This is a genomic window from Synechococcus sp. MU1642, assembly GCF_020514115.1.
Classification (GTDB): Bacteria; Cyanobacteriota; Cyanobacteriia; order PCC-6307; family Cyanobiaceae; genus Parasynechococcus.
Genome location: NZ_VTKZ01000007.1, coordinates 72,761 through 95,714, shown reverse-complemented (window position 1 = coordinate 95,714; position 22,954 = coordinate 72,761). Strand labels below are relative to the sequence as shown.

Genomic DNA, 22,954 nt, shown 5'->3' with positions numbered 1-22,954 from the left:
GCGGAGATCTGGTCATTGATCCCCAAAATGAGTTCGAGCTCAGCCAGCAATCCCGGCTTACCCAATCGGCTGGGACGCAAACCCTGAGCAGACTTTTTGAAACGGCCCATGGCGCCTGCCGAGAACAACGCTCGCTGAGTCTTTACTGGTGTGCGCTCGTCAGGCCGCCAAGCGTGCCCATTGCCCGTACTCGAACTTGCACGTGGGGGCTGCCGTGAGGTGTGCTGACGGCAGTGTGATCGACGGCTGCAATGTGGAAAATGCCAGTTATAGGCTGAGCATCTGTGCCAAGCGGGTCGCACTTTTTACGGCGATCAGCCAGGGCAAACGACTGATTGAACTGGCCGTGAGCTGCATCGATGCCACAGGCGATGCAGCAGCCTCCAGGATCCCGCATGCCGTGCGGCGCCTGCCGTCAGGCGATGCAGGAACTGCTGCCAAGCAAGGCCGAGGAGAGCATCGATGGTGTGGGAACAAGGCAACTTGAGCAACTTCTTCCTACGCCCTTTGAACTGAGACAACCAACAATCAACTGATCATCAGCATCACAGCCCTGAAGCGCTCATCCAAAGGCGAGCAGCATCAACAGACCACGATTCTCCAAAGAATCAAGATCGTGCCCAACAGGCCAAGGCTTTCTGGGGATCGTTGATTTCAGACACGTCGCTGTAGACGTACTTCTGCCATTCCAGTTCGGGAAGACCGGCAAACAACATCAAGTTGAGCGGATACTGCTCGGAATCGGTGCACCTGCGGAAATCATCCCTAAACAAGAAGGTTGGTTTACCAAGGGCGATGCCAGCACCAAGCTCCACCATGACCCCTTCATCGGGTGGCGTTCCGTTCACGATGGCGAACAGAGCATCAGCATCACGCACATCCTGCAGGTCCCGCTGCGCGACGCGATAGGCCCATCCCGGTTCCGCCAGATTCACCTGACCATTGCGCGAAAAGGGCTCCCATACCTCCAATCCCAGGGCTTCCAATGCCCCAATGAACTCCGGCAACAGCAGGCGCTTCCACTGCGCCGAAAAGCCATAGGGAGACGCCAAATAAATCGTGCGCGCGGTGTTGTTCATCACAAGCCACGGGAGGCGCGATAGGCCTGCTCGTCCGCACGGGCCTGTTCAAGGTTTTCCCAAGGGAACACCAGCCATTCCGACGACTCGGCAATCACGGCTGCCATCCACCAATCAGGACAACCCTTACTGACCCAAACAGCGAAGGATGCCTGCGGCACCTGAACTTTCAACGCCTGCAAGGTGCGTCCGGTTTCATAGACATCATCCACAATCAGGGCTGATCGCTCGGGTGCTGAGAGCAAGGGGCGATCCAAGGCATGGCTGAGCGCGACGGCCAGGCACAGCCCTCCCCGGGGGACCCCATAAACGCCAGTCACCGCAGAATCGGCAAAGCGTGAAGCCAACTGCTGCACCGCCTGATCGAATTGGGCCCAGCTCAGTACCTGCATGGCCGGAGAATGACACATCCACGCTGTGATGCCCCTTGAGCCGAGACATCCCTCCCCAAGAACAAAACCGCAAATGGTTTCGCAGCCATCTGCTCAACCGAGAACTGGAATTGCAGGAGCTGTACGACCTGCCTCAGGGAGAGTTGGATCTACTGATGGCCGAGACCGCCGAGATCCGCTCGGACCATGAAAACCGATCCCGCAGTCATGGGCGCTGGTGCACCGCAGGCTATGTGCTGGAACTGGCCAAGATCATCGATGCTCGACGGGCCCGGGATCAGAGCGATTAGACGTCGCCCCTCACCCATACAGCTCAAGTCCAATGCATTAACCAGGAGTCACGAGTGTGTTCCAGACGTCCCAACCATGAACGACGAAACTGAAAATCCTGCCGAAGCAATTTCAAAACCCTCTTTTGACAACTCACCTTGCAAGGATCTGCAGCAAGTGGCTGCTGCGTGGCTCTAATTTCCCGACGAATTATGCGGTTCCGGCAAACCTTTTGAATCTTCACAACACTGTCATTTAGCCCTTTCTTAGCAGCTTCTGAATCACCCTCAACATTGTTCCGGAAATGATCCAACATGGAACGATTCAACGACATGCGGTAGGGGTCAGGCTGCACAGGCATAGACTTGAGCACGTTTAAAAGGAAGGCCACACGGGCATGACGACTGAGGAAATCCATCGGATTCGCATCAGCGTTCGGATTCACCTCCTTCCGTCCTGAACTCTGCGCCAAGGTTCGCTTCACAACACCACCATCTTTCAGCAAGAGGTCATCGAGACCGCGAAGGTAGTAATGCTGAATAGGGAATTACTGGCCTTGTGCAATCCCCAGGCCATGCCCCGACTCAGACGTGGCTGAAGCATGAAGGCGAAGCCATTGAAGCGCCGATGTTTTGACGATCGACTTGACCTGAGGAAAAACAAAAATCTCTTTGTGGAGCTTCATAGAAGCCATATTCATCGATGCCGTCAGCCTCCAAGGCATCAGAAGCGATTCCACCTTCTCCTGATCCAGAAAAGAGAGCCGATCAGGATGCAAGTATTCATCAGCATCAATAACAGCAACATAATCCTCAGGATCAGATCCTGAACAGAACTGATTCTCTGACCATCCCACTAATAGAATGCAATTCAATTTCTCGAAAAAACTTCGCAACAAAGTCGCGGATCCCCAGGGGCCACCAACCACCGGGCAAAAGAATCAACACCTAGGCGGCGATGGTAATTAATGAAAGACCGAAGGCAGGGAGATTCGCCGTCAAAAGAACGAATTACGACGGCAAATCTGCTCACTAAAACCAAAAATTTTGATTCAAATTACCACAAACACTTGCACGAAATTTGTGGACCATGGGCTTGTGGCAGGAACTCACATTTTGAGGGACGCCATCAAGACTATTTTTTGACTTGCATCACCTCCAAGCCAAATATTGCGATCTCCTCATCAGCGATAGTTCTCAAACTGCAGGGGAACATCAAGCTCATCTTCCTTGCTCTGGACGAGCTGAATTGCGGCTTGTAAATCATCTTTGCTCTTGCCCGTGATCCGCACACTTTCACCCTGGATTGCCACCGTCACCTTTTTGAGCTCATCGCGCACTACCTTGCTCAGCTTCTTAGCGATCTCCTGACTCAGGCCCTTACGCAGCTTCACCACCTGCTTCACCCGATTGCCTCCTGCTGTTTCAGGTGTTTGAAAATCGAAAATCTTCAGAGACAGGTTGCGTTTGGTCGCTTTTGTTCGCAGCACATCCTCCACAGCCTGAAGCGTCATATCACTGGCCGTGGTGATCACTATCTCCGTTTCCTCCAGGTCAATTTCAGTACCGGAGTCTTTGAGGTCATAACGGTTGCCAACATCGCGACGCACCTGATCCAGGGTGTTCACCAGCTCCTGACGATCAAAGTCGGAGACCACATCGAAGGAATAAGTACTGGCCATGTCGCAAACCTGTCGATCCTCCAGCTTAGAAACCCGACGATCTCCATCAGGTTGCAGTCCACCCGAGCCCGTTAGGGTCCCCAAGGATTGATCGGATGTCATGACTCCTGCGTTTGCCTGGGCCCTCTGCCTGATGGGAGCCGTAGTGATGGTGAGCATCGTGCTCACCGGTGCCGGACGAGCCAAAGCCGACTTCACCTTGGCTGATCTACAGGCACCTCGGGCGATGTTTGAACGGCTGCCCGCCTTCGGGCAACGTGCCGTGTGGGCACAGGAAAACAGCTGGGAAGCACTAACCCTGGGGGCACCGGCAATGCTGTTGTGTCTGATCAGCGGAGTCAGCAGCCCCACGGCCATAACGGCAGCGTGGATCTGGCCATCCATCCGTTTCGTTTATCTGTTTGCCTACGTCGGCAATGTCCCACCACTGAGGGGACTCTGCTGGGCCACCGGGGTGACTGCCGTTGGCATCTGCTACGTGGAGGGACTTCGGGCCGTGATCAGCGCCGCCGGCTGATCAGTCGAAGTACAGAAGACTCACCACCTTTCCCATGTCCTCCGCAGTTCGTGCACTCGCCAGAAGTGTTTCACTGTCGTGAAATGCGAGACAGATCAACTGATCACAGCGGTTGATGATCTCTTGATTGCACAAACTGCTGGCCATGGGCAAAGGCAGGTCGTCCTGCTCTGGCTTGTCCACAAGGTGCAACACCCGATCCAGGAGATCTCGAATTTCAGGCACCTGTCGATCGAGGCTCTGGGGCAAGAGCACGGTGAGTTTGGAGGGATCCACCTCAAGACACCCGCGAATTACCGCAGCATTCACCCCCTGAGATCCTGATGTAATCAGGGAATGGCCTTCCTGAACCAGTGAGCGAGCCACCAATTCGATCAGGTGAACCGCCACAACGGGCACATGACGGCTACCGAGAATGGCGATCCTTCGCTCGCTTTTGTCCTGCAGAAGAGCGAGTTCCTGCGCAAGGGTGTCAACCCGATCAAGAGCTGGCAGATCCAGTGACTGACCCAAGGAAAATCCGCCGCCTGATTTCATCGAAAACTAGCAATCATCAGGCGTGCTGAACCGTCAGATTCAATGCATTGAAGAGCTGATCAAGCTTGCAGTGCTCTTCCACAAGACGGAAGGCGTAGGTGGCCTTCACTGCTTCATGCAAGCGCACATGACCAAATGCCTGCTCAATCACGCCCACCGTGGCCAGGGTGTCGTGCTCCACCTTGAGCAAGGGCACGTCCAATTCTTCAGCGCGATTGATCAATTGAGGAAGAGGTTCCCCTGCCCCAGTAAGGATCAAACATTGGGTTGATGCCTCCAGAGCAGCCAACTGGATGTCGGTGCGATCAGCCCCCGTCACCACAGCCATGTTGCGTCGTTTTCGGAAGAACTCCATGGCCGAATTCACATTCATCGCCCCGATGCTCAGGGTTTCCACCAAAAGTTCCTGCCGTTCCTGGCAGCAAATCACCCGGGCATTAAGCCGCCGCACCAACTCACCAACCGTGACGCTGCGCAGCAACGGGGAACGGGGCATAACGCCGAACACCTGCAGGCCCAGGCCCTGCAAGGCAGGAACCACCTGACGCTCCAAGCTTTCGACCTCCTCTGGTGTGACAGCGTTGAGCACCACTCCAACCAGACGGTCGCCCAGGGTCTGCTTGGCCGCCAGCAGCGCATCCACGCTGCGGCTGTCCTGCCAGAGGTGCACCAACACGACCTTGGCATTCAGACCTGTCGCCAGCTGCGGAAGGCTGAGGCCGTACAGCAATCCCTCCTGCAGGCTTCCCGCACATTCCAAGAGGGTGAGTCCTTCGTCAGCCTGAATGCGCTGACGAAGCTCCGCGAAACCCTGGCCGGCATCCAACTCGCCCTGGCCAAGGCGCTGGGCAGCTGTTGTCGGCGACAGCAGATGCATCGAAGGAATCAGACGTTCAGGCGGCAGATTCAGCGTTTCACCAACAAAGCGAACGTCGTCGTCTATGAGAGGTTGAGGCAACGGGCCCTGGTTCGGATCCCAATCCAGGCTTGTGGCCAGGGGCTTCCCGAACCTGATCTGCTGTCCGGCACGGGCAAGCTGCTGAGCGATTCCAAGAACGAGGGCTGACTTCCCACTGAACGGCTCACACGATCCGATCAACAGTGTCGTTCCCATGGAGGTGATGCCTGTCGCCACTGAATCTAGGCCTGTTCAGGCGGATCTCCGCGCTCCATCAACAAGCACTGCCAGAACCCATCGGGCAGATCCGGCTCCGATGGCTCAGATGGGAACGATCCATCAGCCAGGCCATCAGCTGATGGATGGTGACGACGAAATCAACATCCCCCTCGGTATGACCGTGAAAACGAAGCTGGCAGTCCAGCCTCTCCATCGGCGCAGCGACCCCATGCCAGCGGAGTTCAAATGGGCATCCATCAACTCCGGCAACTGGACGCCGCCCCTTCAGCTCCCCCGCAGCTGAGGATCTGCAGGGCTGCAGAGAGATCCTGCTCGCGACTAACACCACCGCAGTAAAGGCCAAACAAAACCAGTTGGGCGGCATCTGACACAGCTGGTTCTTGATTCTTGCTCCGTTTATTTCAAGGATGCCCCAAGCTGGCCCCATGGCCCAGTCCCCCTTCCACGGAAAACGGATCGGCATCACAGGCGCTCGTGGAGCCCTTGGAGCAGCCCTGACTCGATGCTTCCGTGCCGCAGGCGCCCACGTGATCGGTTTCACTCACGGTTCCAAACCGCCGGAGCAAGCGGATGGTCCACACCGTTGGGTGAGCTGGAGCTGCGGAGACGAAGTCAGCTTGGATGCCGATCTGGCGGAGATCGATGTTCTGGTCCTGAACCATGGGATCAATCCTCAAGGCGGCCAGAGCCCCGAGGTGATCAATCAGGCGCTGGAGATCAACACCTTGAGCAGCTGGCGGCTGATGCAGCGATTTGAGGCCATCAGCAGAGCATCGCCGCAGGGCGATGCGAGGGAGGTGTGGATCAACACCTCGGAGGCTGAAATCCAGCCTGCCGTAAGTCCTGTTTATGAACTCACCAAGCGGATGCTGGGACAGCTGGTGAGCATCCGCGGTGCGGTACTCGATGCCTCAGGCCGTGAAGCCCTGATCCTTCGAAAGCTGGTGCTCGGACCCTTTCGCTCATCACTCAATCCGATTGGGGTGATGGGCGCCGATTTCGTCGCAGCCCAGGTACTGCGCCAGGCGAGCTGGGGCTTTCGCCTTGTGATCGTGACGCCAAACCCACTGACCTATGTGTTGATGCCCCTGACCGAGCTTGGACGGCGGGTCTATAGCCGGATTCTCAGTCGCCCCGATCCGTGAGGATTTCGCATCCATCACTAGTGACAAGAACGGTGTGCTCCCACTGCGCCGAGAGAGAGCCATCGCGGGTCACAACGGTCCATTGATCCCGCAGCGTGCGGCAGGCCTTGCTGCCGGCGTTGAGAATGGGCTCAATCGCCAGGGTCATACCAGGACGCAAGGTGACGTTGGGAAGCTCGTCAGTGCGGAAATTGAACACGGAAGGTTCTTCATGAAGGTTCCGACCGACACCGTGGCCGGTGTAATCCTCCACAACACTGAAACCGTTGGCCTTGACGTGGTCTTCAACGGCTCCAGCGATGTCCAGCAGGGTGTTGCCTGCTTTGACCTGGTTCAGACCAGCCATCAAGGCTTCCTTGGCAACCCGGCTCAAAGTCTGTGCTTCCTGGGGCAGATCTCCAACGCAGATCGTGATGCAGCTGTCGCCGTGGTACCCCTCGAAGTAGGCGCCGGTATCCACCTTCAGCAGATCGCCCTTGCGGATCACGCGCTTCGGACTTGGAATGCCGTGCACCACTTCATTGTTGATGCTGGCGCAAATGCTGGCCGGAAAGCCGTGATATCCCTTGAAACTTGGAGTCGCCCCCATCTCGCGAATGCGTTTTTCGGCATAAGCATCGATATCTCCCGTTGTCTGGCCCGGTTCAACCATTCCCATCACCTCCCGCAGCACGGTGGCGACGATGTGGCTGGCCTGACGCATGATCTTCACTTCACGGGCTGATTTGATCTCAACACCTCGACGCTTCTGAATGCGCGGGCCCGTCGCCGTCACCTGCCCCTGCGTTGCCTGGGTGGATGCCAGAAGATCAGCAAAGAGATTCATGGCTCAACCCAATATCCGTCACGCTATCAAGAGCAACCGAATTGATGCCGGTCATGTCGCTGCTTGTGCGCTTGCGCGAACTGCATCGAAGCGTTGCACCTTTTGTTCTGGCGCCTTTGCTGGTGACGGTGTTCTCCGGCGTCAGTTACCGCCTAGCCCGGGACTGGTTCGGAGCCAGCAGGGAACAGGTTCACTGGTTAATGGTGGTACACGAAGGGGAATGGCTCGGTTCCACGCTGGAACCGGTCGTCGTTCTTCTCAATGCCATCGGGCTGCTGTGGATGCTGATCACAGGAATAGGACTCCTGATAGAGCAATGGCGTCGAAAGGTACACTCATAGTTTGGCGATACAACGCGGAGCTGGGATGGCAGCCGATTCGAAGGACACAGCGGTGACCGACGAGAACACCGAAACGGCTGTGGAAACAGCACCTGAGGCCACAGCGGCGAAGCCCAGCAAGGCTTCCAGTGCTCCTGCCAAAAAACTGAGCCCCGAAGCTCTGATTCGCTCCTTTGAGTCGGCTCAGCAAAAAGATGATCTTCCTGAGATCTACGTGGGCGACACCGTGCGCGTTGGTGTTCGCATCAGCGAAGGCAACAAGGAGCGTGTCCAGCCCTACGAGGGCGTGGTGATTTCCAAGCGCCATGGCGGTCTCAACCAGACCATCACCGTGCGCCGGATCTTCCAGGGCATCGGCGTTGAGCGGGTGTTCATGCTGCACAGCCCCCAGGTGGCTTCCATCAAGGTGGAACGGCGCGGTAAGGTGCGCAGGGCGAAGCTTTTCTATCTGCGGGAACGGGTGGGCAAGGCCACCCGCGTGAAGCAGCGCTTCGATCGCTGAGGTTTCGACCTCGTTCAATCAGTTGCCAATTTCAACGTTGGCTGAGGGGTACATCGCCTTGCGCCGTTAGTTCAGTTGGTAGAACGCAGGTCTCCAAAACCTGATGTCGGGGGTTCGAGTCCTCCACGGCGCGTCCGATGTTCCCCTCGTGCAGTTTCCCGGTTCTGAGCATGGAGTTGGATCTTCAACCTGGTGATGTTGTGAAGGTGTTGGAGTCAGCCGCCCTTGGCTGGGTCCGTGCCCGAGTGATACGCGTCAAGTCCGGCGGCCGTGTGGTCGTTCAAAGCGATCAAGGACGTGAATTCACCGCCCGCGGCAATCAGGTTCGGCTCATCGAACCTGCGGGATTCCGTCCCTGACTCATTGAGCACTCGGTCATGTACCGATGCTTCCCTCAATTCCTGACGACATTGTCGTCGGGGGTTTTTTTATGGCAGCACTCGGAAGACAAATCAAGGCTGATCCATGGCTCAGTTGTTGACGGAGGGCAGGGCAACAGTTGATACTGATCAGGTCGCACAAGCGACACAGGTCAGATTCTTCGGAGCGCGTCTCGCGAGTTCTGAATCAGGTCTGGGACCGTAGTTCAACCGGTTAGAGCACCGCCCTGTCACGGCGGAAGTTGCGGGTTCGAATCCCGTCGGTCCCGTTCTCACCACCAAAACCCACGATGGTGCGCGTTCGACTGGCCCCCAGCCCAACGGGCACGCTTCATATTGGAACGGCGCGAACAGCCGTTTTCAACTGGCTGTATGCCAAGCACGAGCATGGAGCGTTCGTGCTGCGCATTGAAGACACCGACAAAGAGCGTTCCAAGCCCGAGTACACCCAAAACATTCTCGAAGGCTTGCAGTGGCTCGGGATCAACTGGGACGAGGAACCCGTCATCCAGAGCGAACGGGTGGCGCAGCATCGTGAAGCGATACAGACCCTGCTCGATCGGGGATTGGCCTACCGCTGCTACGCCAGCGAAACGGAACTCTCGGCCATGCGCGATGCACAGAAATCGGCCAATCAAGCTCCGCGCTACGACAACCGCCACAGGACTCTGACGCCCGAGCAGGCGCAGGCATTTCAGGCAGAAGGCCGTGAAGCGGTGATCCGCTTTCGCATTGATGACGCTGCCGAAATTCGCTGGAATGATCTGGTGCGCGGGGCCATGAGCTGGCGAGGCTCTGACCTTGGCGGAGACATGGTGATTGCCCGTCGTGCCCCGGCTGATCAAATCGGCGCCCCCCTCTACAACCTTGTTGTGGTTGTGGATGACGCCGCGATGGAAATTACCCATGTCATCCGCGGTGAAGATCACATTGCCAACACCGCCAAGCAGCTGCTCCTCTACGAAGCGCTGGGCCTGACCTTGCCCACCTTTGCCCACGCTCCTCTCATCCTCAATGCCGAGGGACGCAAGCTCTCCAAACGGGATGGGGTGACCTCCATCAACGACTTCCGCGCCATGGGCTACACCCCTGACGCCATCGCCAACTACATGACTTTGCTGGGGTGGTCCGTGCCGGAGGGCATGGAGGAACGGTTCAGCTTGAGTGAGGCCGCAGCCGTCTTTGGTTTCGACCGGGTCAACAAAGCCGGGGCGCGTTTCGACTGGGACAAGCTCAACTGGCTGAATGCCCAGGTTCTGCATGGCTGGACGGCGGGAAAGCTCCTGGAAGAACTGACGCCCCTTTGGGCCGAACGCGGTTGGACCAATCCCAGCGACACCAGCTGGTGCCTCGACCTCTGTGCATTGCTGGGGCCATCCCTCACCCTGCTCAAAGATGGCGTCGGCCAAGCGGAACCGTTCTTTGATCGTCCGAACCTCCAGGACGATGCTCTCGAGCAACTCGCGGTCGAAGGAGCTCAAGCAGCCCTTGCCGACCTGATACAGCGGCTCGAGAGCAATCCTTGGGATGGCAGCGACATCGATCAAGCCAAGGCTTGGCTGGGGGATGCCGCCAAAGCGGCTGGCGTAAAAAAAGGAGTGGTGATGAAATCCTTGCGCGCCGCTCTGCTGGGGCGTCTTCAAGGCCCCGATCTGATCACCACATGGTCACTGCTGACCCGAATCGGTGAGGACTTGCCGCGTCTGCGCCGCTGCCTCGGCTGAGGCAGGTTCGTCATCGTCGGTTTGAACTAGACCAAGAGCCCGAGCCAACGGCTGGGCTGTAATGCCCTGGAGGCCGACGGTCATCAGGATGGTCAGGAACACCAACCCCTGAAGGCGTCCAGCCCCGAGGATGCCGGCCTGCTCCAAACGGATAGCGAAAAGAGAGGCCACCGCAGCGGTCACGATGCCTCGAGGAGCTAGCCAACCCAGAAACAGCCGTTGCTCAAGCTTGAAGGGCAGTCCGATGGTGGCCAAACCCACTCCAACCGGACGCACCACGAGCATCAACGACAGCACGCAGAGGATGCCGCCCCAACCCAGCGGGCTGAGTTCAGCCCAGGACACGTCAGCGGCCAGCAGTGGAAACAGCATGGTGATTGCCAACTGCGCCAGTTCCTGAATCAAGCCATCCAATTCAGCGGTGTGAGGTCCTGGTCGTCGACCGACGACGATGCCCGCCGCCACCGAAGCAGGCAGAGCGGATTCCGGCAGCAGCCACTCACTGACGCCGTACATCAGAAACAGCAAACCCAAACTGAGCTGCAGCGGAAGCCCATTCAACTGATCGGGTTTGAGCCGTCGCAGCAGCTCAGACAGCAGCCAGCCGACGCTCGCGCCAATCAGCACACCCCCGCCCAATCGATACAGCAGGCCGAGCATCACCTCACGCCAGCCGTGCAGGTTGCCAAGGGCAAGCTCCAACAGCAGCAGGGCTAAAACGGCGCCGATAGGCTCAAGCACCAGTCCCTCAGCCTCCAGGACTTCACCCAGAGGAGGAGCGAGCCGAATCTGACGCACCAAAGGGGTGACCACAGTTGGCCCCGTGGCTAGAACGATGGCACTGAACACAGCCGCAAGCGACCAGCTGAGGCCAGCAAGCCAATGGGCCGCCAACAAACCGCCTCCCAGGGAGATCAACAGACGCAGTGCTGCTATCCGCTGCACCGTGGCCTTGATCGTGTCTCCAGGCAGACGCAGATTCAGGCCGCCGTCGAATAGCACCAGGCTGACGAGAAGACCCACCACGGTTCCAAGCCCGGAGCCGAGATCAAGGGGTTCCACCCAACCCAGACCAGAGCGACCGATCAGCAACCCCGACAAGAGCAGCAACACCACCCCAGGAAATTCCGACTTGGCTGCCAGAAAACGGGCCGCAGCACCCGAGGAGACCGTGACGCCCCAGAGGAGGCCCAGACGCTCAGGCGTCATCGACAGAGGAGAACTGAGGTTCCACGCGCACGCCGATCACGGCTTGGGGACGTACGACCAGATACTCGCCCTCCAGATCGCTGAGGGGAACGTTGACGAAACCGCCCTGGTTCTCGGCATTGACCACCCCTTGGTACCACTCTTGAAAGGTCTCGAGTTTCGGAAAAAACGCCCGTTCGGTTTGCCCTCCCACAAGGTGGAAATGGACGGCATAGCGGCGGGGCGTACGGGACATCAGTGCAGAAAGACATCCATCACTGTCCCCACAGGATGACGGATCGGTTCCGGGTCTGCCCAGAGAAAAGGGCGAAGACAGGCGTTGCGCGGGGCATAAAGCGGATGGCGCGGTTGCCCCGAGGCCGTCTGACCCAGCATCAGTGGTTGCGGCGAGTCGGGAACAGAGCGTTGGCGTTTCGGCAGCAAACGCTGAATGTTTCCAAGAACCAGCTGAGCCCGGTGCCATCGCGCCCCCCGCGCCCCCCATCCACACCAGAGATCAACCCCAGATGTCCGGGACCAGTGGTTGAACCAGCAGTTCAAGATCGCGTCGTTCTGCTCACCGATGGGGTCCTTCACCCGCAGCAGCGCCGCCGGAGACGGCGACATCCGGGCGAACAGATTCAGCACCAGTAACTCCCGATATCCCCATTGCCTCGCGAAGCCGATCAAACGGCGCAGGGTCGGATCATCACGCTGGCCATTAGCTCTCGAGGGGTTTAGACCCACGAAGATCAGGCCCCCTTCGCCTGTACCCAGGCAGCGCCGCAGCCACCAGCGGTAACAGCCATCGCTGCTGAGGGACGCTTCAGACCCCGAGCTGTCGGCGACAACGCTCAAGGATGCGTTCGCTGGCGTGACCATCGCCGAAGGGGTTAACGGCGCGGGACATCTCTTGATAAGCCGTGGCATCCCCAAGCAACCGCGAGGTCTCTTCCAGGATCACATCGGGATCGGTGCCCACCAGCCGGGCTGTTCCCGCATCAACGGCCTCCGGCCGCTCTGTGGTTCGCCGTAGAATCAGTACAGGTTTTCCGAGCGCAGGGGCCTCCTCCTGGAGACCACCGGAATCGGTGAGCAACAGACAGCAACCTTTCATCGCTGCGACGAGACGGTCGTAGTCCAGAGGTTCGGTCAAAACGACACGGGGATGGCTTCCAAGCAGAGCCTGCAGCGGTTCACGCACCGTAGGGTTGCGGTGCATCGGCAGCAGCAGCGCCGTGTCGGGGTAGCGCTCAAGCACCTGCAGCATGCCTGCAGCGATGTCGTGCAGACGCTCACCCCAGTTTTCACGCCGATGGACCGTGGCGAGGATCACCCTCTGTTGCTCCCAGTCGAGGCCATCAAAGCGAACATCCGGCGCCGATTCCGCCATCATCAACAACGCATCGATCACGGTGTTGCCGGTCACGGAGATCTCCCCGACCACCCCGGATGCTTTCAGGTTGGATTCCGCCTTAGCCGTCGGCGCGAAATGAAGGGTCGCGATCTGGGAGAGAAGCCGACGGTTGGCTTCTTCCGGGAAGGGATCCAGAAGATTGTCGGTGCGCAGACCGGCCTCCACATGGCCAACCGGGATCTGCTCGTAAAACGCAGCCAAACCAGCTGCAAACGCCGTGGTGGTGTCGCCCTGCACCAAGACCAACTGCGGCGGATAGGCCTGAAAGTCTTCCCGCAGCCCTTGCAGTGCAGCACAGGTGACATGGGTCAGAGTCTGACGGGGTGCCATCAGATTGAGATCCTGATCTGCCTGGAGATGGAACAGATCCATCACCTGGCCCACCATTTCGCGGTGCTGACCGGTCAGGACGACACGGGTCTGCAATGCATCACAGGCTTGAAACGTCCGGATGACCGGAGCCAGCTTGATCGCCTCTGGACGCGTTCCCAGAACGATCGTGACGCGGGGCCGTTCAGCCATTCCATCCAGACGGACCGCTGGAGTTTACGGGCGTCAACACGGAGAGAACAGTGAGAAATCCTTGCCAGTCCCAGCATCGAGACGATCCTGATGAAAGATCTCGCGCCATCAACATGGCTCAGCCGGTTCACCCCCCCCCCCAGCTTCCCGCCGCGCCCAAACTCAGCCTGTACCTCAAAACGATCCCGGGAGGTTCAAAACCCGGCGCACATGCTGTGGCCGTCAGCCTCAAATCCAACGAGCTGGCTCAGGCCCTGCGGGGCCGAAGCTGATCAGCCACCGCTGAACACACGCACCAAAAGAACGACAGCGATCCCTGCGGACAGGCCGATCATCGCCAGACGGCCGTTCCAGATTTCGGCCTGCGGAGTAAAGCCACGCTTCCAGGCGTTCAGCTCTTCTGCCTCCACGGGCTCCGGAGCATCTGATCTGGTTTCTGGTTGATCCACTACGCAGAGACCGAACAGCTCTATCAAGCCTAAAAGGCTTCTCTAAAAAGGTGGGTCTGATGTGTAAAGGGCATTCGCCTGATCCAAAGGCCAGCGGGCTGCAACGCCCGATTCAAGCGGGGTGGAAGCCGTGTTCTGGCTAAGACGCAGCAAGGCCGCAGCTCCGATCATTGCAGCGTTGTCGGTGCAGAAGGCCAGGGGAGCGATGGAAACGGCTATGCCCCGCTGCTTCCCCTGTTCGAGCATGCATTGGCGCAGGCGACGGTTCGCTGCGACACCGCCGACCATCACCAGTTGCTGAACACCATGGTCTTCAGCACAGCGGAGGCTGCGTTGCACCAGAACATCTGCCACCACCTGTTCGAAACTGGCGGCCAGATCGGCAAGAGGCAGCGGATCGCTGGTCTGCCGCAGGGTTTCCACGGTGCGGAGCATGGCTGTCTTCAGACCACTGAAGGAAAAGTCGTAAGGGTGAAACCCACCGCCCGGCAATGAAATCCGCCCCTTGGGCAGGCGGAAGCGCGTTGCATCACCCGTATCGGCAACAGCCTGGATGGCAGGGCCTCCGGGGTATCCCAGACCGAGCAGGCGCGCCACCTTGTCAAAAGCTTCTCCAGCGGCATCGTCATGGCTTCGGCCTAGACGCGTCATCCCCCCGTCGTCAGCCACCAGGATCAGCTCGGTATGGCCTCCACTCACTAGCAGCACCAAATAAGGCGCTTGCGGTGGAACATCTCCAAGCATCACCGAGGCCAAATGGCCTTCCAGATGATGGATGCCGAGGAAGGGGCGCTGATGCAGCGCAGCAAGGGTGCGGCCGGTGACCGACGCCACCATCAGAGCCCCAGCCAGGCCTGGAGTGATCGTTGCCGCTATGGCATCCAGCTGCCCCAAAGCGACACCCGCCTCGTTAACAACGGCCTCCACCAGCCCAGGCAGGGCCTCGACGTGACGACGCGAGGCGATTTCAGGCACCACACCACCCCAAAGGGCATGCTCCTCTACCTGGGACGCAATCCGCGACGCCAGAACGTCGATTCGTCCATCAGCATGACGGCGCAGGACCGCAGCCGCAGACTCGTCACAACTTGTTTCGAGGGCAAGCACTGCATGCATCGGAGCGATGCGCCTCTCCTAATCTCCGTCTTGTGACATCTTGCCCTTTCGGGGCACCGTTCAGAGGAATCGTTCCGATGCGTCGTCTCTTCGCCGTCGTGCTTTCAGCACTCCTGGTGTTCGGCTTCGCCCCCGTCGCCAAGGCGGATGTGGCTGGCCTCACACCCTGTTCTGAAAGCGCCCGCTTCCAGCAGCGTGCCGCTGCCGCTTCAACGCCTCAGGCCAAAGCCCGCTTCGAGATGTACAGCCAGGCCTCCTGTGGTGAGGATGGTCTTCCCCACTTGATCGTCGATGGCCGCTGGAGCCATGCCGGTGATTTCGTTTATCCCGGGATCATGTTCCTGTACGTCGCCGGCTGCATCGGCTGGGCCGGTCGTGAGTATCTGAAAGCAACCCGCGGCAAGAATGCTGCCCAGTACGAAATTTTCATCGATCGCAGCATTGCGTTCAAGAGCCTTCTGGCTGCCGCCACTTGGCCACTCGCTGCTTTCGGTGAATTCACCAGCGGCAAGCTGCTCGAAGACGACAGCAAGGTGACTGTTTCACCGCGCTGATTCATACGACTTCAACCCTTGCTCCCTCAACAATGAACAAGTTTCTGACCGCAGCTCCAGTGGTTGCAGCCATCTGGTTCACAGCCACCGCAGGAATCCTGATCGAGTGGAACCGCTTCTTCCCCGATCTTCTCTTTCACCCGATGTGAGCCGCGGGTTATCAACATTGTCTAAAGGGAACCTTCGGGTTCCTTTTTTCGTGCCCGCATCGCGTTGCCAAGATCAGCTCCGCGTTATCCCAGCCCCATCAGCGTCTCCACCTGGTTCAAAGCTGATTCGAGATCGTCGTTGATCACGACGGCGTCGAATTCATGTTGAGCCTTGAGTTCCTCTCGAGCGCGAGTTAAGCGGCGCTGAATGGCCTCCTCCGAATCGGTGCCGCGACCGCGGATCCGGCACTCCAATTCCTCAAAGCTGGGGGGAGCCAGAAAAATCTGAAAGCCATCCGGGAAACTGCGACGCACCTGGCGGGCACCTTCCAACTCAATCTCCAAAAGCACGGGGCGCCCCGCCGTCATTTGTTCCTCAACAGGACCTCGGGGAGTGCCGTAACAATTTCCCGCGAATTCCGCCCACTCCAGAAAACCCCCCTGCTCCACCAAGGCCTCAAACCCCGCATGGCTGTGGAAGAAGTAATTGATGCCGTCCTGCTCCCCCTGGCGCGGAGAACGGGTGGTGGCCGACACCGACAGCCAAATCTGGGGATGGCGCTCCTGCAGCTGGTTCACCAGGGTTCCCTTGCCGACTCCACTGGGGCCGGTGATCAAGGTGAGCTTTCCACTGGTGGACATAGCGGCGTCTGCGTGGGTCAGCAGAGTAGGAAGCCCCAATGCCCCGTCCGGTGCTTCAGGTGATCGCATCCACCAGCCTGCAGCCAATGGATCTCACCACGCTTCGCGCGGTGCTCTGGGATCTGCGTCCAAAGCTGGTACCAAGCCGTTTCGAAAAGGCCCAACAACCGGACCCGGCAACGATTCAACTGGGATGCCGCAGCCTCAAGGGGATGGTGTGGCTGGAACTGAGTTGGCAAGCAGAAGCACCTCGGCTGGTGGAGGTCAACCCTCCCCCGCGCAGCGGCAGCGGCAGCACCTTCGCGCAACAGTTGCAACACAGCCTCCGCCAGCTGGCTCTTGTAGAGCTTCACCAGAGCGGCTTTGAACGTGTGGTGGAATTCCGGTTTGCCCAACGTCCTGGGGAACCGATCCAGCGGGTGCTCGTTCTGGAGCTGATGGGACGGCACAGCAACCTGCTGCTCCTTGATGAGGAACGCAACATCATTGCTCTGGGGCGCCAGGTCCGGGACCATCAGTCCCGCGTGCGCCCTCTCTCCACCGGTGATTCCTATAGCCACCCCCCAATGCTTCAGGGATTGGCACCGGATCGAACGGAGGGCTTTGAACGCTGGAAGGAGCGGCTCTCTCTCGTCCCGATCCCCCTGCGCAAGGCCTTTCAGCAGACCTATCAGGGGATCAGCCCAGCCCTTGCTGGACAGCTGGCCGGAGACCACTTGAACGCCCCGGTGGACAGCCTGGTTGCCAGCCAGTGGAACCACCTCTTTGAGCGCTGGTCTCTCTGGTTGGAGCAGCTCGAGAGCGAACAGTTCGCCCTCGTGGTGGAGAACGACGGTCGTTACAGGGTCTGGGGAGCTCCCACTACCGAAGTGCATCCACAACCCGCTCTGGCTCTAACGCTGGGATCCCTGCACCAGCAATGCCAAGAGCAACGGGCCCTGGCACGGGTCAACCATGAGCTGCGTCAACGCCTAGAGCGTTGGCGCAGCAAAGAACAGGCCGCCCAGGAGGACCAACGCCAGCGCCTGAACGCCACCGAAGGGCACGGGGCCCTTCAACGCCAGGCGGACGCTCTCCTTTGCCTCGGCAACCCAAGCCGCGACCAAGTCGATGAAGCCCAGTCGCTGTATCGCCGGGCCAAAAAACTACGGAGATCGCGCCCGATCCTTGAGCAGCGGCTGAAGCACCATCAGCGACGTCTTGAGCTGATAAACGAGAGCGAAACCTTCATGGAGGATCAACTGAGTGCAACCTGGCAGGACTGCCCAGCACGCCTCTCCGCCCTGAATGATCTGCGGGAGGAACTCGATGAGCTGCTGCAGCCCAAGGAACGCCGTGGCAACACAAGACACCAGCGGCAACGGAACCAGCCCAAGCCGCTGGAACTAACTACTCCGGGAGGCCTCAAGGTTCAGGTGGGGCGGAACCACCGCCAGAACGACTGGATCTCGCTGCGCCAGGCCCGCAGTGGTGACCTGTGGTTTCACGCCCAGGAATGCCCAGGGAGTCATGTGGTGTTGAAGAGCTCCAATGGGCTGGCCGAGGAATCAGACCTGGTAATGGCAACAGATCTGGCGGCCTATTTCAGTCGCGCTCGGGGCAACATGCTGGTGGCGGTGGTGATGGTGCCCACCGATCAGCTGCAGCGAATTCCCGGTGCCGGACCAGGCACCGTGCGTCATGGGCAAGCTGAAATCCGCTGGGGGGATCCCCAGGGTGCGGAAGAACGGCTGCTTACCCCTAGCCTGAGCCCACATTCGGGCTGACCTGTTGCGCCGCCCGACCCGCGTCCGTGTCTGAGCGCCCCGAAGGCCCCCCAGCTCTGCAACCACCACCACCCATTCGCATTGGGAGGGCACCTGGCGATGCCGATTTACCCAATGAGGTGGAGATGCCTCTGGTGGATCACCTTGAGGAACTGCGTCAACGGGTTCTGCGCAGCTTGCTGGCCGTTGTCATTGCAGCGCTGACCTGTCTGCTGGGGATTAAACCGCTGGTGCGCTTGCTGGAAGCGCCAGCCAGCGGCATTCATTTTCTTCAACTCGCGCCGGGCGAGTTTTTATTTGTCTCGCTGAAGGTTGCCGGCTACGCCGGACTCACCTTGGCCCTGCCCTATGTGCTGTTTCAGATCCTGGCCTTCGTGCTGCCTGGCCTGACGATCCGCGAACGACGTCTTATTGCCCCTGCCGTCGCCGGCTCCGCGGTTCTGTTCATGGTTGGCCTGGCCTTTGCCTGGTGGGCCTTGGTGCCTGCCGCCCTGCGTTTTTTGGTGAGCTACGGCGCCGATGTGGTGGAGCCACTTTGGTCAATCGAGCGTTATCTGGATTTTGTTCTGCTGCTGATGTTGGCCACTGGGCTGGCGTTTCAACTCCCTGTGCTGCAGCTGCTCCTCGGGGCTCTAGGGCTGGTGCGCTGGAGGCCGATGCTTGGAGCCTGGCGCTGGGTTGTGCTGGGTTCAGCCCTAGCTGGAGCAGTGCTAACGCCATCCACCGATCCGATCACGATGCTGCTATTAGCTGGAGCCATCACGGCACTGTTTTTAATTGGCGTAGGCCTGGTGGCTCTGACCGAATCGTTCAGACCAGAAACTCCTTGATCAGCGTTTCCGCCTCCGGCCCCGTCGCCTCCAGCGGAAGACTCAACGCCTTACCCAAACGCGGTTTGTCACGGGTGGAACCGAGCCATTGGCGCACCTCACCCGCCAAACCAAGACGATTCACAACATCCAGCACTTCACCGAGATGCTGTCGATAGGTCTCAAGGTCCATCGGAAACGACTGTTGCTCGAGATAGGCCCACATCACCTGTAGGTACAAACGACGGCGTCGAACCACCAACTGAAGGTCGTAAGTCGCCCGCCAGCGCTGGCGTAGACAGGCAATCACCTCGTCGACGCTGAGCGGCGGCTCGGGCACGGCGTTGGCGATCTCAAGCACAGAATCAGAAGCGGCAGGATCAGGAAGACACCTGTCGTTGCAAAGCTTGACAGGCACTTAAGCATCCATAATGGTCGCCAATCCGAGTTGGATGAACGTCCGCCATGACACAACTCTCCTCGAGCGATGTGCCCGGAATGGGTCGTCGCCAGTTCATGAATCTGCTGACGTTCGGCTCCGTCACTGGTGTGGCCCTGGGAGCCCTCTACCCGGTGGCGAATTACTTCATCCCCCCCAAGGCCGCTGGCAGCGGCGGTGGCACCAGTGCCAAGGATGAGCTGGGCAACCCGATCACAGCCAGCGGTTGGCTCTCCAGCCACCCAGAGGGCGATCGCAGCCTGGTGCAGGGCCTCAAGGGTGATCCCACTTATCTGATCGTTGAAGGCGAAGACGCCATTGGCAGCTACGGCATCAACGCCATCTGCACCCACCTCGGTTGCGTCGTTCCCTGGAACAGCGGTGCCAACAAGTTCATGTGCCCTTGCCATGGAAGTCAGTACGACGCCACCGGCAAGGTGGTCCGTGGCCCTGCCCCTCTCTCCCTGGCCCTGGCCAACGTCAGCGTGGAGAACGACAACGTGTTCATGAGCCAGTGGACTGAGACCGACTTCCGAACTGGTGATAAGCCCTGGTGGGCCTGATCTTTCCCTTCCTTAAGCCTGCATCTCCTCACCGTCCCATGCGTCGTCACCTCTCCCTTCTCCTTGGATCGCTGGTCATCGGACTGGCTCTGCTGATTGCCCCGGCTGCCAGCTGGGCCTACCCCTTCTGGGCTCAACAGAACTACGACAGCCCCCGGGAAGCCACCGGCAAGATTGTTTGTGCGAACTGCCATCTGGCCAAAAAGCTGACCCAAGCTGAAGTTCCCCAATCAGTACTCCCCGACAGCGTCTTCACCGCCAGCGTCAAGGTTCCCTACGAAAAGGGGCTTCAGGAGATCGGTGCGGACGGCAGCGACGTGGGCATGCAGGTGGGCGCTGTTGTGATGCTTCCAGATGGCTTCACCCTGGCCCCTCAGGACCGCTGGACCGAGGAGATCAAGGAAGAGACGGAAGGCGTTTACTTCACCCAGTACAGCGATGACCAGCCAAACATCCTGCTGGTGGGACCGATTCCTGGTGACGAGCACCAAGAGATCGTCTTCCCTGTTCTGTCCCCTGATCCCGCTACCGACAGCAATATCCACTTCGGCAAATATCAGATCCACGTGGGTGGCAACCGCGGCCGTGGCCAGGTGTATCCCACCGGTGAGAAGAGCAACAACACCGTCTACACGGCTCCGGCCAGCGGCACCATTGCCTCCATCGAGCCCGGCGACAACGGCGCCAGGGTGGTCAGCATCAAGGCCGCTGACGGCAACAGCGTGAGTGAGACCATCCCGGTTGGGCCTGAAGTTCTTGTCAGTGTTGGTGACAGCATCGAAGCCGGTGCTGCCCTGACCAACGACCCCAACGTCGGTGGCTTCGGCCAGGTAGACGCGGAAATTGTTCTGCAGAACCCCGTTCGGATCTATGGCTTGCTCGCCTTCTTCGCTGCCGTGGCTCTGGCTCAGATCATGTTGGTGCTGAAGAAGAGGCAGATCGAAAAAGTTCAGGCAGCTGAGGGCGTCTGATCGCTATGGCTCTTGAAGCCCTATTTCCCCTGGCGACCTTCCAGTCGCCAGGGGAATTTTTGCCTCATACCGAAAACTGGTTCCTTCCCCTGCGTTGGTACGGGCTGCTCATTGCAACAGCCGTGCTGATCGGCCTCAACCTCTCCAGCCGCCTGGCCAAACTTCGAAAGCTGGAGAACGGCCTAATCAGCGATCTGCTGCCGGTGCTCGTGCTGTTTGCCGTCATCGGAGCACGTATCTACTACGTGGCCTTCGAGTGGCACAACTACGCCTCAAACCCGCTCAAAACCCTGGCCATCTGGGAAGGAGGGATTGCTATCCACGGTGCGTTGTTGGCGGGAACAATCACCCTGATCCTGTTCTGCCGCTGGCGTCGGCAACCCTTCTGGGATGTGCTGGACGTTCTGGTTCCTTCCGTGGCCTTGGGACAGGCCATCGGTCGCTGGGGGAATTTCTTCAATTCAGAGGCCTTTGGGGTTCCGACTGATCTGCCGTGGAAACTGTTCATCCCGACCCAGAGCCGCCCGCTGATCTACAGCACGTCGGAGTTTTTCCACCCGACCTTTCTCTATGAATCGATTTGGAACCTGTTGCTCTTCGGACTGCTGGTGCTGCTCTTTCGCCGCGGACTGAAAGCTCCTGGGATCCTCCCATCGGGTGCCATGAGTTGCGTGTATTTGGTGGGGTACAGCCTCGGCCGTGTCTGGATCGAAGGTCTGCGCATTGATCCTCTCTGTATCGGTTCGCTTCCACCCGCTTGCGAAGGGGGAATCCGCATCGCCCAATTGATGAGTTTCACCTTGGTCGCGCTGGGCATGATCGGGCTTTGGTGGCTATATGGACGAAAGCGACCCTTGCCTGATCCATCAGGCCAACGCAGTTGAGTCAAGTTGTCAGTTTCGTCGGCGCAGGCCCTGGTGCACCAGACCTGCTAACCCTTCGTGCGGCTGAACGTCTGAACAAGGCTGAAGTGCTGATATGGACGGATTCCCTGGTCTGTCCAGCGATCGCAGATCTGGCTCCGGCTGATTGCGAACTGGTCCGCACCAGCACGACCACGCTCGAAGACCTGATCCCGTTGCTGATCGATCGACACCGCAAGGGCAAGCGAGTGGTACGACTCCACGACGGAGACACGGCCCTCTACAGCGCCATCAACGAGCAGATCTGCGCCTTAAATGACGCCGAAATACCCGTCGAAGTGATCCCCGGGATCAGCGCTTACCAAGCGGCAGCCGCCGGACTCGCTAGCGAACTCACCCTTCCAGGCGTGGTGCAGACCATTGTTCTCAGTCGCGCTGGAGGTCGCACCGGCGTGCCGGAACGGGAACAGCTGGATCGGCTGGCCGCCCTGCGAGCCAGCCTTTGCATCTATTTGAGTGCACGACACGTTGAAGGGGTGCAAGCCACCCTTCTGGAGCACTATCCCGCCGACACGCCAGTAGCAATCGGACATCGGGTGAGCTGGCCCGATCAAATGCTCACTGTGGTTCCTCTCAGGGAGATGGCTGCGGTCAGTCGGGAACGCAGTCTGATTCGAACAACGCTCTATGTGGTTAGTCCGGCTCTAGCCGGTGGTCCTCAGCGCTCACGTCTTTATTCCCCTGACCACGACCACCTGTTCCGTCCAAAAGCCCAATAGGCAGTGGTTTAGGATGGGGTTGTGCGGGCGATTAGCACAGTGGTAGCGCACTTCCTTCACACGGAAGGGGTCACTGGTTCGAATCCAGTATCGCCCATGTTTTTTGGTGGCGTTTAACCCTTCGCTGTTCATCAAGTGCGGACTGCACTATGGAATGGGCCTAAGTTCAACTTTGAACTAGGTCGACTTACCCAT

At 59.1% G+C, this 22,954-nt stretch carries 34 protein-coding genes and 3 tRNA genes; 21 read left to right on the top strand and 16 right to left on the bottom strand.

Annotated elements, in window-relative coordinates:
* Positions 1 to 148 precede the first annotated feature (148 nt).
* Entirely contained in the window at positions 149 to 487 is a 339-nt protein-coding gene (locus FZZ85_RS08520; RefSeq protein ID WP_370631167.1) for a cytidine deaminase, read from the top strand.
* Between the two features lie 121 nt (positions 488 to 608).
* On the opposite strand, the gene FZZ85_RS08515 is transcribed toward FZZ85_RS08520, so the two are convergent.
* Both FZZ85_RS08515 and FZZ85_RS08510 read right to left on the bottom strand, forming a co-directional pair.
* Positions 609 to 1,079, bottom strand: coding sequence for a nucleoside 2-deoxyribosyltransferase (locus FZZ85_RS08515; RefSeq protein WP_226414103.1), 471 nt, complete (start codon positions 1,077 to 1,079; stop codon positions 609 to 611).
* Positions 1,079 to 1,489: a phosphoribosyltransferase gene (locus FZZ85_RS08510; RefSeq protein ID WP_226414101.1), complete on the bottom strand. Its 411-nt coding sequence runs from the start codon at positions 1,487 to 1,489 to the stop codon at positions 1,079 to 1,081. The genes FZZ85_RS08515 and FZZ85_RS08510 overlap by 1 nt, the downstream gene beginning before the upstream one ends.
* 17 nt (positions 1,490 to 1,506) lie before the next feature.
* Between FZZ85_RS08510 and FZZ85_RS08505 the strand changes: the two genes are divergently transcribed.
* A complete protein-coding gene (locus FZZ85_RS08505) occupies positions 1,507 to 1,761 on the top strand; it encodes a hypothetical protein (RefSeq protein ID WP_226414099.1) in 255 nt (84 codons plus the stop codon).
* A 23-nt stretch (positions 1,762 to 1,784) separates the two neighbouring features.
* On the opposite strand, the gene FZZ85_RS08500 is transcribed toward FZZ85_RS08505, so the two are convergent.
* The 3 genes from FZZ85_RS08500 to FZZ85_RS08490 form a co-directional block, all read right to left on the bottom strand.
* Positions 1,785 to 2,225, bottom strand: a complete 441-nt coding sequence (locus tag FZZ85_RS08500; protein WP_226414097.1) for a hypothetical protein — start codon at positions 2,223 to 2,225, stop codon at positions 1,785 to 1,787.
* A gap of 63 nt (positions 2,226 to 2,288) precedes the next feature.
* Positions 2,289 to 2,669 (bottom strand): glycosyltransferase family A protein, encoded by a 381-nt coding sequence (locus FZZ85_RS08495; RefSeq protein ID WP_226414095.1) that lies wholly within the window; start codon positions 2,667 to 2,669, stop codon positions 2,289 to 2,291.
* Positions 2,670 to 2,924: 255 nt separating this feature from the next.
* A complete protein-coding gene (locus FZZ85_RS08490) occupies positions 2,925 to 3,422 on the bottom strand; it encodes a YajQ family cyclic di-GMP-binding protein (RefSeq protein ID WP_226414093.1) in 498 nt (165 codons plus the stop codon).
* A gap of 100 nt (positions 3,423 to 3,522) precedes the next feature.
* On the opposite strand from FZZ85_RS08490, the gene FZZ85_RS08485 reads away from it, so the two are divergent.
* Positions 3,523 to 3,939 carry an MAPEG family protein gene (locus tag FZZ85_RS08485; RefSeq protein WP_226414074.1) on the top strand — a complete coding sequence of 139 codons (417 nt, stop codon included), beginning with the start codon at positions 3,523 to 3,525 and terminating at the stop codon, positions 3,937 to 3,939.
* Here FZZ85_RS08485 and FZZ85_RS08480 read toward each other — a convergent pair whose 3' ends face one another.
* Positions 3,940 to 4,476 carry a DNA-protecting protein DprA gene (locus FZZ85_RS08480; RefSeq protein ID WP_226414072.1) on the bottom strand — a complete coding sequence of 179 codons (537 nt, stop codon included), beginning with the start codon at positions 4,474 to 4,476 and terminating at the stop codon, positions 3,940 to 3,942. It lies immediately after the preceding gene.
* 16 nt (positions 4,477 to 4,492) lie between these two features.
* Positions 4,493 to 5,590 (bottom strand): phosphotransacetylase family protein, encoded by a 1,098-nt coding sequence (locus FZZ85_RS08475; RefSeq protein ID WP_226414070.1) that lies wholly within the window; start codon positions 5,588 to 5,590, stop codon positions 4,493 to 4,495.
* Here FZZ85_RS08475 and FZZ85_RS08470 point away from each other — a divergent pair.
* Together FZZ85_RS08470 and FZZ85_RS08465 are read left to right on the top strand one after the other, a co-directional pair.
* Positions 5,589 to 5,897, top strand: coding sequence for a hypothetical protein (locus FZZ85_RS08470; RefSeq protein ID WP_226414068.1), 309 nt, complete (start codon positions 5,589 to 5,591; stop codon positions 5,895 to 5,897). The genes FZZ85_RS08475 and FZZ85_RS08470 overlap by 2 nt on opposite strands.
* 124 nt (positions 5,898 to 6,021) lie before the next feature.
* Entirely contained in the window at positions 6,022 to 6,759 is a 738-nt protein-coding gene (locus FZZ85_RS08465; protein ID WP_226414066.1) for an SDR family oxidoreductase, read from the top strand.
* Here FZZ85_RS08465 and map read toward each other — a convergent pair.
* Entirely contained in the window at positions 6,740 to 7,585 is an 846-nt protein-coding gene (gene map, locus FZZ85_RS08460; RefSeq protein ID WP_226414064.1) for a type I methionyl aminopeptidase, read from the bottom strand. The two genes, FZZ85_RS08465 and map, sit on opposite strands and share 20 nt — an antisense overlap.
* A gap of 53 nt (positions 7,586 to 7,638) precedes the next feature.
* Between map and FZZ85_RS08455 the strand changes: the two genes are divergently transcribed.
* The 6 genes from FZZ85_RS08455 to gltX all read left to right on the top strand — a co-directional run bounded on the left by FZZ85_RS08455 (position 7,639) and on the right by gltX (position 10,532).
* Positions 7,639 to 7,926 (top strand): PepSY domain-containing protein, encoded by a 288-nt coding sequence (locus FZZ85_RS08455; RefSeq protein ID WP_226414145.1) that lies wholly within the window; start codon positions 7,639 to 7,641, stop codon positions 7,924 to 7,926.
* Positions 7,927 to 7,951: 25 nt separating this feature from the next.
* Positions 7,952 to 8,428 (top strand): 50S ribosomal protein L19, encoded by a 477-nt coding sequence (gene rplS, locus FZZ85_RS08450; RefSeq protein ID WP_226414063.1) that lies wholly within the window; start codon positions 7,952 to 7,954, stop codon positions 8,426 to 8,428.
* A gap of 60 nt (positions 8,429 to 8,488) precedes the next feature.
* Positions 8,489 to 8,561: transfer RNA gene (locus tag FZZ85_RS08445), tRNA-Trp, on the top strand.
* Between the two features lie 37 nt (positions 8,562 to 8,598).
* Entirely contained in the window at positions 8,599 to 8,787 is a 189-nt protein-coding gene (locus FZZ85_RS08440) for a hyperconserved protein Hcp (RefSeq protein WP_006043540.1), read from the top strand.
* 216 nt (positions 8,788 to 9,003) lie between these two features.
* Positions 9,004 to 9,077, top strand: a tRNA-Asp gene (locus FZZ85_RS08435).
* A 21-nt stretch (positions 9,078 to 9,098) separates the two neighbouring features.
* A complete protein-coding gene (gene gltX / locus FZZ85_RS08430) occupies positions 9,099 to 10,532 on the top strand; it encodes a glutamate--tRNA ligase (RefSeq protein WP_226414062.1) in 1,434 nt (477 codons plus the stop codon).
* Here the strand turns inward: gltX and FZZ85_RS08425 are convergent.
* The 4 genes from FZZ85_RS08425 to wecB are packed head-to-tail and all read right to left on the bottom strand — an operon-like array spanning position 10,476 to position 13,659.
* On the bottom strand, positions 10,476 to 11,741 hold the full coding sequence (locus tag FZZ85_RS08425) for a sodium:proton antiporter (protein WP_226414061.1): 1,266 nt from the start codon (positions 11,739 to 11,741) through the stop codon (positions 10,476 to 10,478). The two genes, gltX and FZZ85_RS08425, sit on opposite strands and share 57 nt — an antisense overlap.
* Complete coding sequence (locus FZZ85_RS08420; protein WP_226414060.1) at positions 11,731 to 11,976, bottom strand: hypothetical protein; 246 nt, start codon at positions 11,974 to 11,976, stop codon at positions 11,731 to 11,733. Before FZZ85_RS08420 ends, FZZ85_RS08425 begins: the two co-directional genes overlap by 11 nt.
* Entirely contained in the window at positions 11,976 to 12,578 is a 603-nt protein-coding gene (locus tag FZZ85_RS08415) for a DUF1643 domain-containing protein (RefSeq protein ID WP_226414059.1), read from the bottom strand. The genes FZZ85_RS08420 and FZZ85_RS08415 overlap by 1 nt, the downstream gene beginning before the upstream one ends.
* On the bottom strand, positions 12,547 to 13,659 hold the full coding sequence (gene wecB, locus FZZ85_RS08410) for a non-hydrolyzing UDP-N-acetylglucosamine 2-epimerase (protein ID WP_226414058.1): 1,113 nt from the start codon (positions 13,657 to 13,659) through the stop codon (positions 12,547 to 12,549). Before wecB ends, FZZ85_RS08415 begins: the two co-directional genes overlap by 32 nt.
* Positions 13,660 to 13,772: 113 nt before the next feature.
* Here wecB and FZZ85_RS08405 point away from each other — a divergent pair, with 113 nt between their 5' ends.
* On the top strand, positions 13,773 to 13,931 hold the full coding sequence (locus tag FZZ85_RS08405; protein ID WP_226414056.1) for a hypothetical protein: 159 nt from the start codon (positions 13,773 to 13,775) through the stop codon (positions 13,929 to 13,931).
* On the opposite strand, the gene FZZ85_RS08400 is transcribed toward FZZ85_RS08405, so the two are convergent.
* Positions 13,932 to 14,108, bottom strand: coding sequence for a chlorophyll a/b-binding protein (locus FZZ85_RS08400; protein ID WP_226414054.1), 177 nt, complete (start codon positions 14,106 to 14,108; stop codon positions 13,932 to 13,934).
* A gap of 42 nt (positions 14,109 to 14,150) precedes the next feature.
* The gene (gene tsaD / locus FZZ85_RS08395) at positions 14,151 to 15,224 is read right to left on the bottom strand and encodes a tRNA (adenosine(37)-N6)-threonylcarbamoyltransferase complex transferase subunit TsaD (protein ID WP_226414052.1); all 1,074 of its coding nucleotides are present in this window, start codon (positions 15,222 to 15,224) and stop codon (positions 14,151 to 14,153) included.
* 77 nt (positions 15,225 to 15,301) lie between these two features.
* On the opposite strand from tsaD, the gene FZZ85_RS08390 reads away from it, so the two are divergent.
* A complete protein-coding gene (locus FZZ85_RS08390) occupies positions 15,302 to 15,778 on the top strand; it encodes a Photosystem I reaction center subunit III (protein ID WP_226414050.1) in 477 nt (158 codons plus the stop codon).
* Between the two features lie 32 nt (positions 15,779 to 15,810).
* Entirely contained in the window at positions 15,811 to 15,927 is a 117-nt protein-coding gene (psaJ, locus tag FZZ85_RS08385) for a photosystem I reaction center subunit IX (protein WP_006850741.1), read from the top strand.
* Between the two features lie 84 nt (positions 15,928 to 16,011).
* On the opposite strand, the gene gmk is transcribed toward psaJ, so the two are convergent.
* On the bottom strand, positions 16,012 to 16,569 hold the full coding sequence (gene gmk / locus FZZ85_RS08380) for a guanylate kinase (RefSeq protein WP_226414048.1): 558 nt from the start codon (positions 16,567 to 16,569) through the stop codon (positions 16,012 to 16,014).
* Between the two features lie 38 nt (positions 16,570 to 16,607).
* Between gmk and FZZ85_RS08375 the strand changes: the two genes are divergently transcribed.
* The gene (locus tag FZZ85_RS08375; RefSeq protein ID WP_226414046.1) at positions 16,608 to 18,335 is read left to right on the top strand and encodes an NFACT family protein; all 1,728 of its coding nucleotides are present in this window, start codon (positions 16,608 to 16,610) and stop codon (positions 18,333 to 18,335) included.
* A 125-nt stretch (positions 18,336 to 18,460) separates the two neighbouring features.
* Entirely contained in the window at positions 18,461 to 19,165 is a 705-nt protein-coding gene (gene tatC / locus FZZ85_RS08370; protein WP_226414143.1) for a twin-arginine translocase subunit TatC, read from the top strand.
* On the opposite strand, the gene FZZ85_RS08365 is transcribed toward tatC, so the two are convergent.
* Positions 19,146 to 19,505 (bottom strand): DUF3067 family protein, encoded by a 360-nt coding sequence (locus tag FZZ85_RS08365; RefSeq protein ID WP_226414044.1) that lies wholly within the window; start codon positions 19,503 to 19,505, stop codon positions 19,146 to 19,148. The genes tatC and FZZ85_RS08365 overlap by 20 nt on opposite strands.
* 104 nt (positions 19,506 to 19,609) lie before the next feature.
* Between FZZ85_RS08365 and petC the strand changes: the two genes are divergently transcribed.
* From petC to FZZ85_RS08340, 5 genes are all read left to right on the top strand, one after another.
* Positions 19,610 to 20,146: a cytochrome b6-f complex iron-sulfur subunit gene (petC, locus tag FZZ85_RS08360; protein WP_226401539.1), complete on the top strand. Its 537-nt coding sequence runs from the start codon at positions 19,610 to 19,612 to the stop codon at positions 20,144 to 20,146.
* 38 nt (positions 20,147 to 20,184) lie between these two features.
* Positions 20,185 to 21,117, top strand: coding sequence for a cytochrome f (petA, locus tag FZZ85_RS08355; protein WP_226414141.1), 933 nt, complete (start codon positions 20,185 to 20,187; stop codon positions 21,115 to 21,117).
* 5 nt (positions 21,118 to 21,122) lie between these two features.
* The gene (lgt, locus tag FZZ85_RS08350) at positions 21,123 to 22,001 is read left to right on the top strand and encodes a prolipoprotein diacylglyceryl transferase (RefSeq protein ID WP_226414042.1); all 879 of its coding nucleotides are present in this window, start codon (positions 21,123 to 21,125) and stop codon (positions 21,999 to 22,001) included.
* Complete coding sequence (gene cobM, locus FZZ85_RS08345) at positions 21,998 to 22,759, top strand: precorrin-4 C(11)-methyltransferase (protein ID WP_226414040.1); 762 nt, start codon at positions 21,998 to 22,000, stop codon at positions 22,757 to 22,759. The genes lgt and cobM overlap by 4 nt, the downstream gene beginning before the upstream one ends.
* A 25-nt stretch (positions 22,760 to 22,784) precedes the next feature.
* A tRNA-Val gene (locus FZZ85_RS08340) sits at positions 22,785 to 22,856 on the top strand.
* Positions 22,857 to 22,954 lie beyond the last annotated feature (98 nt).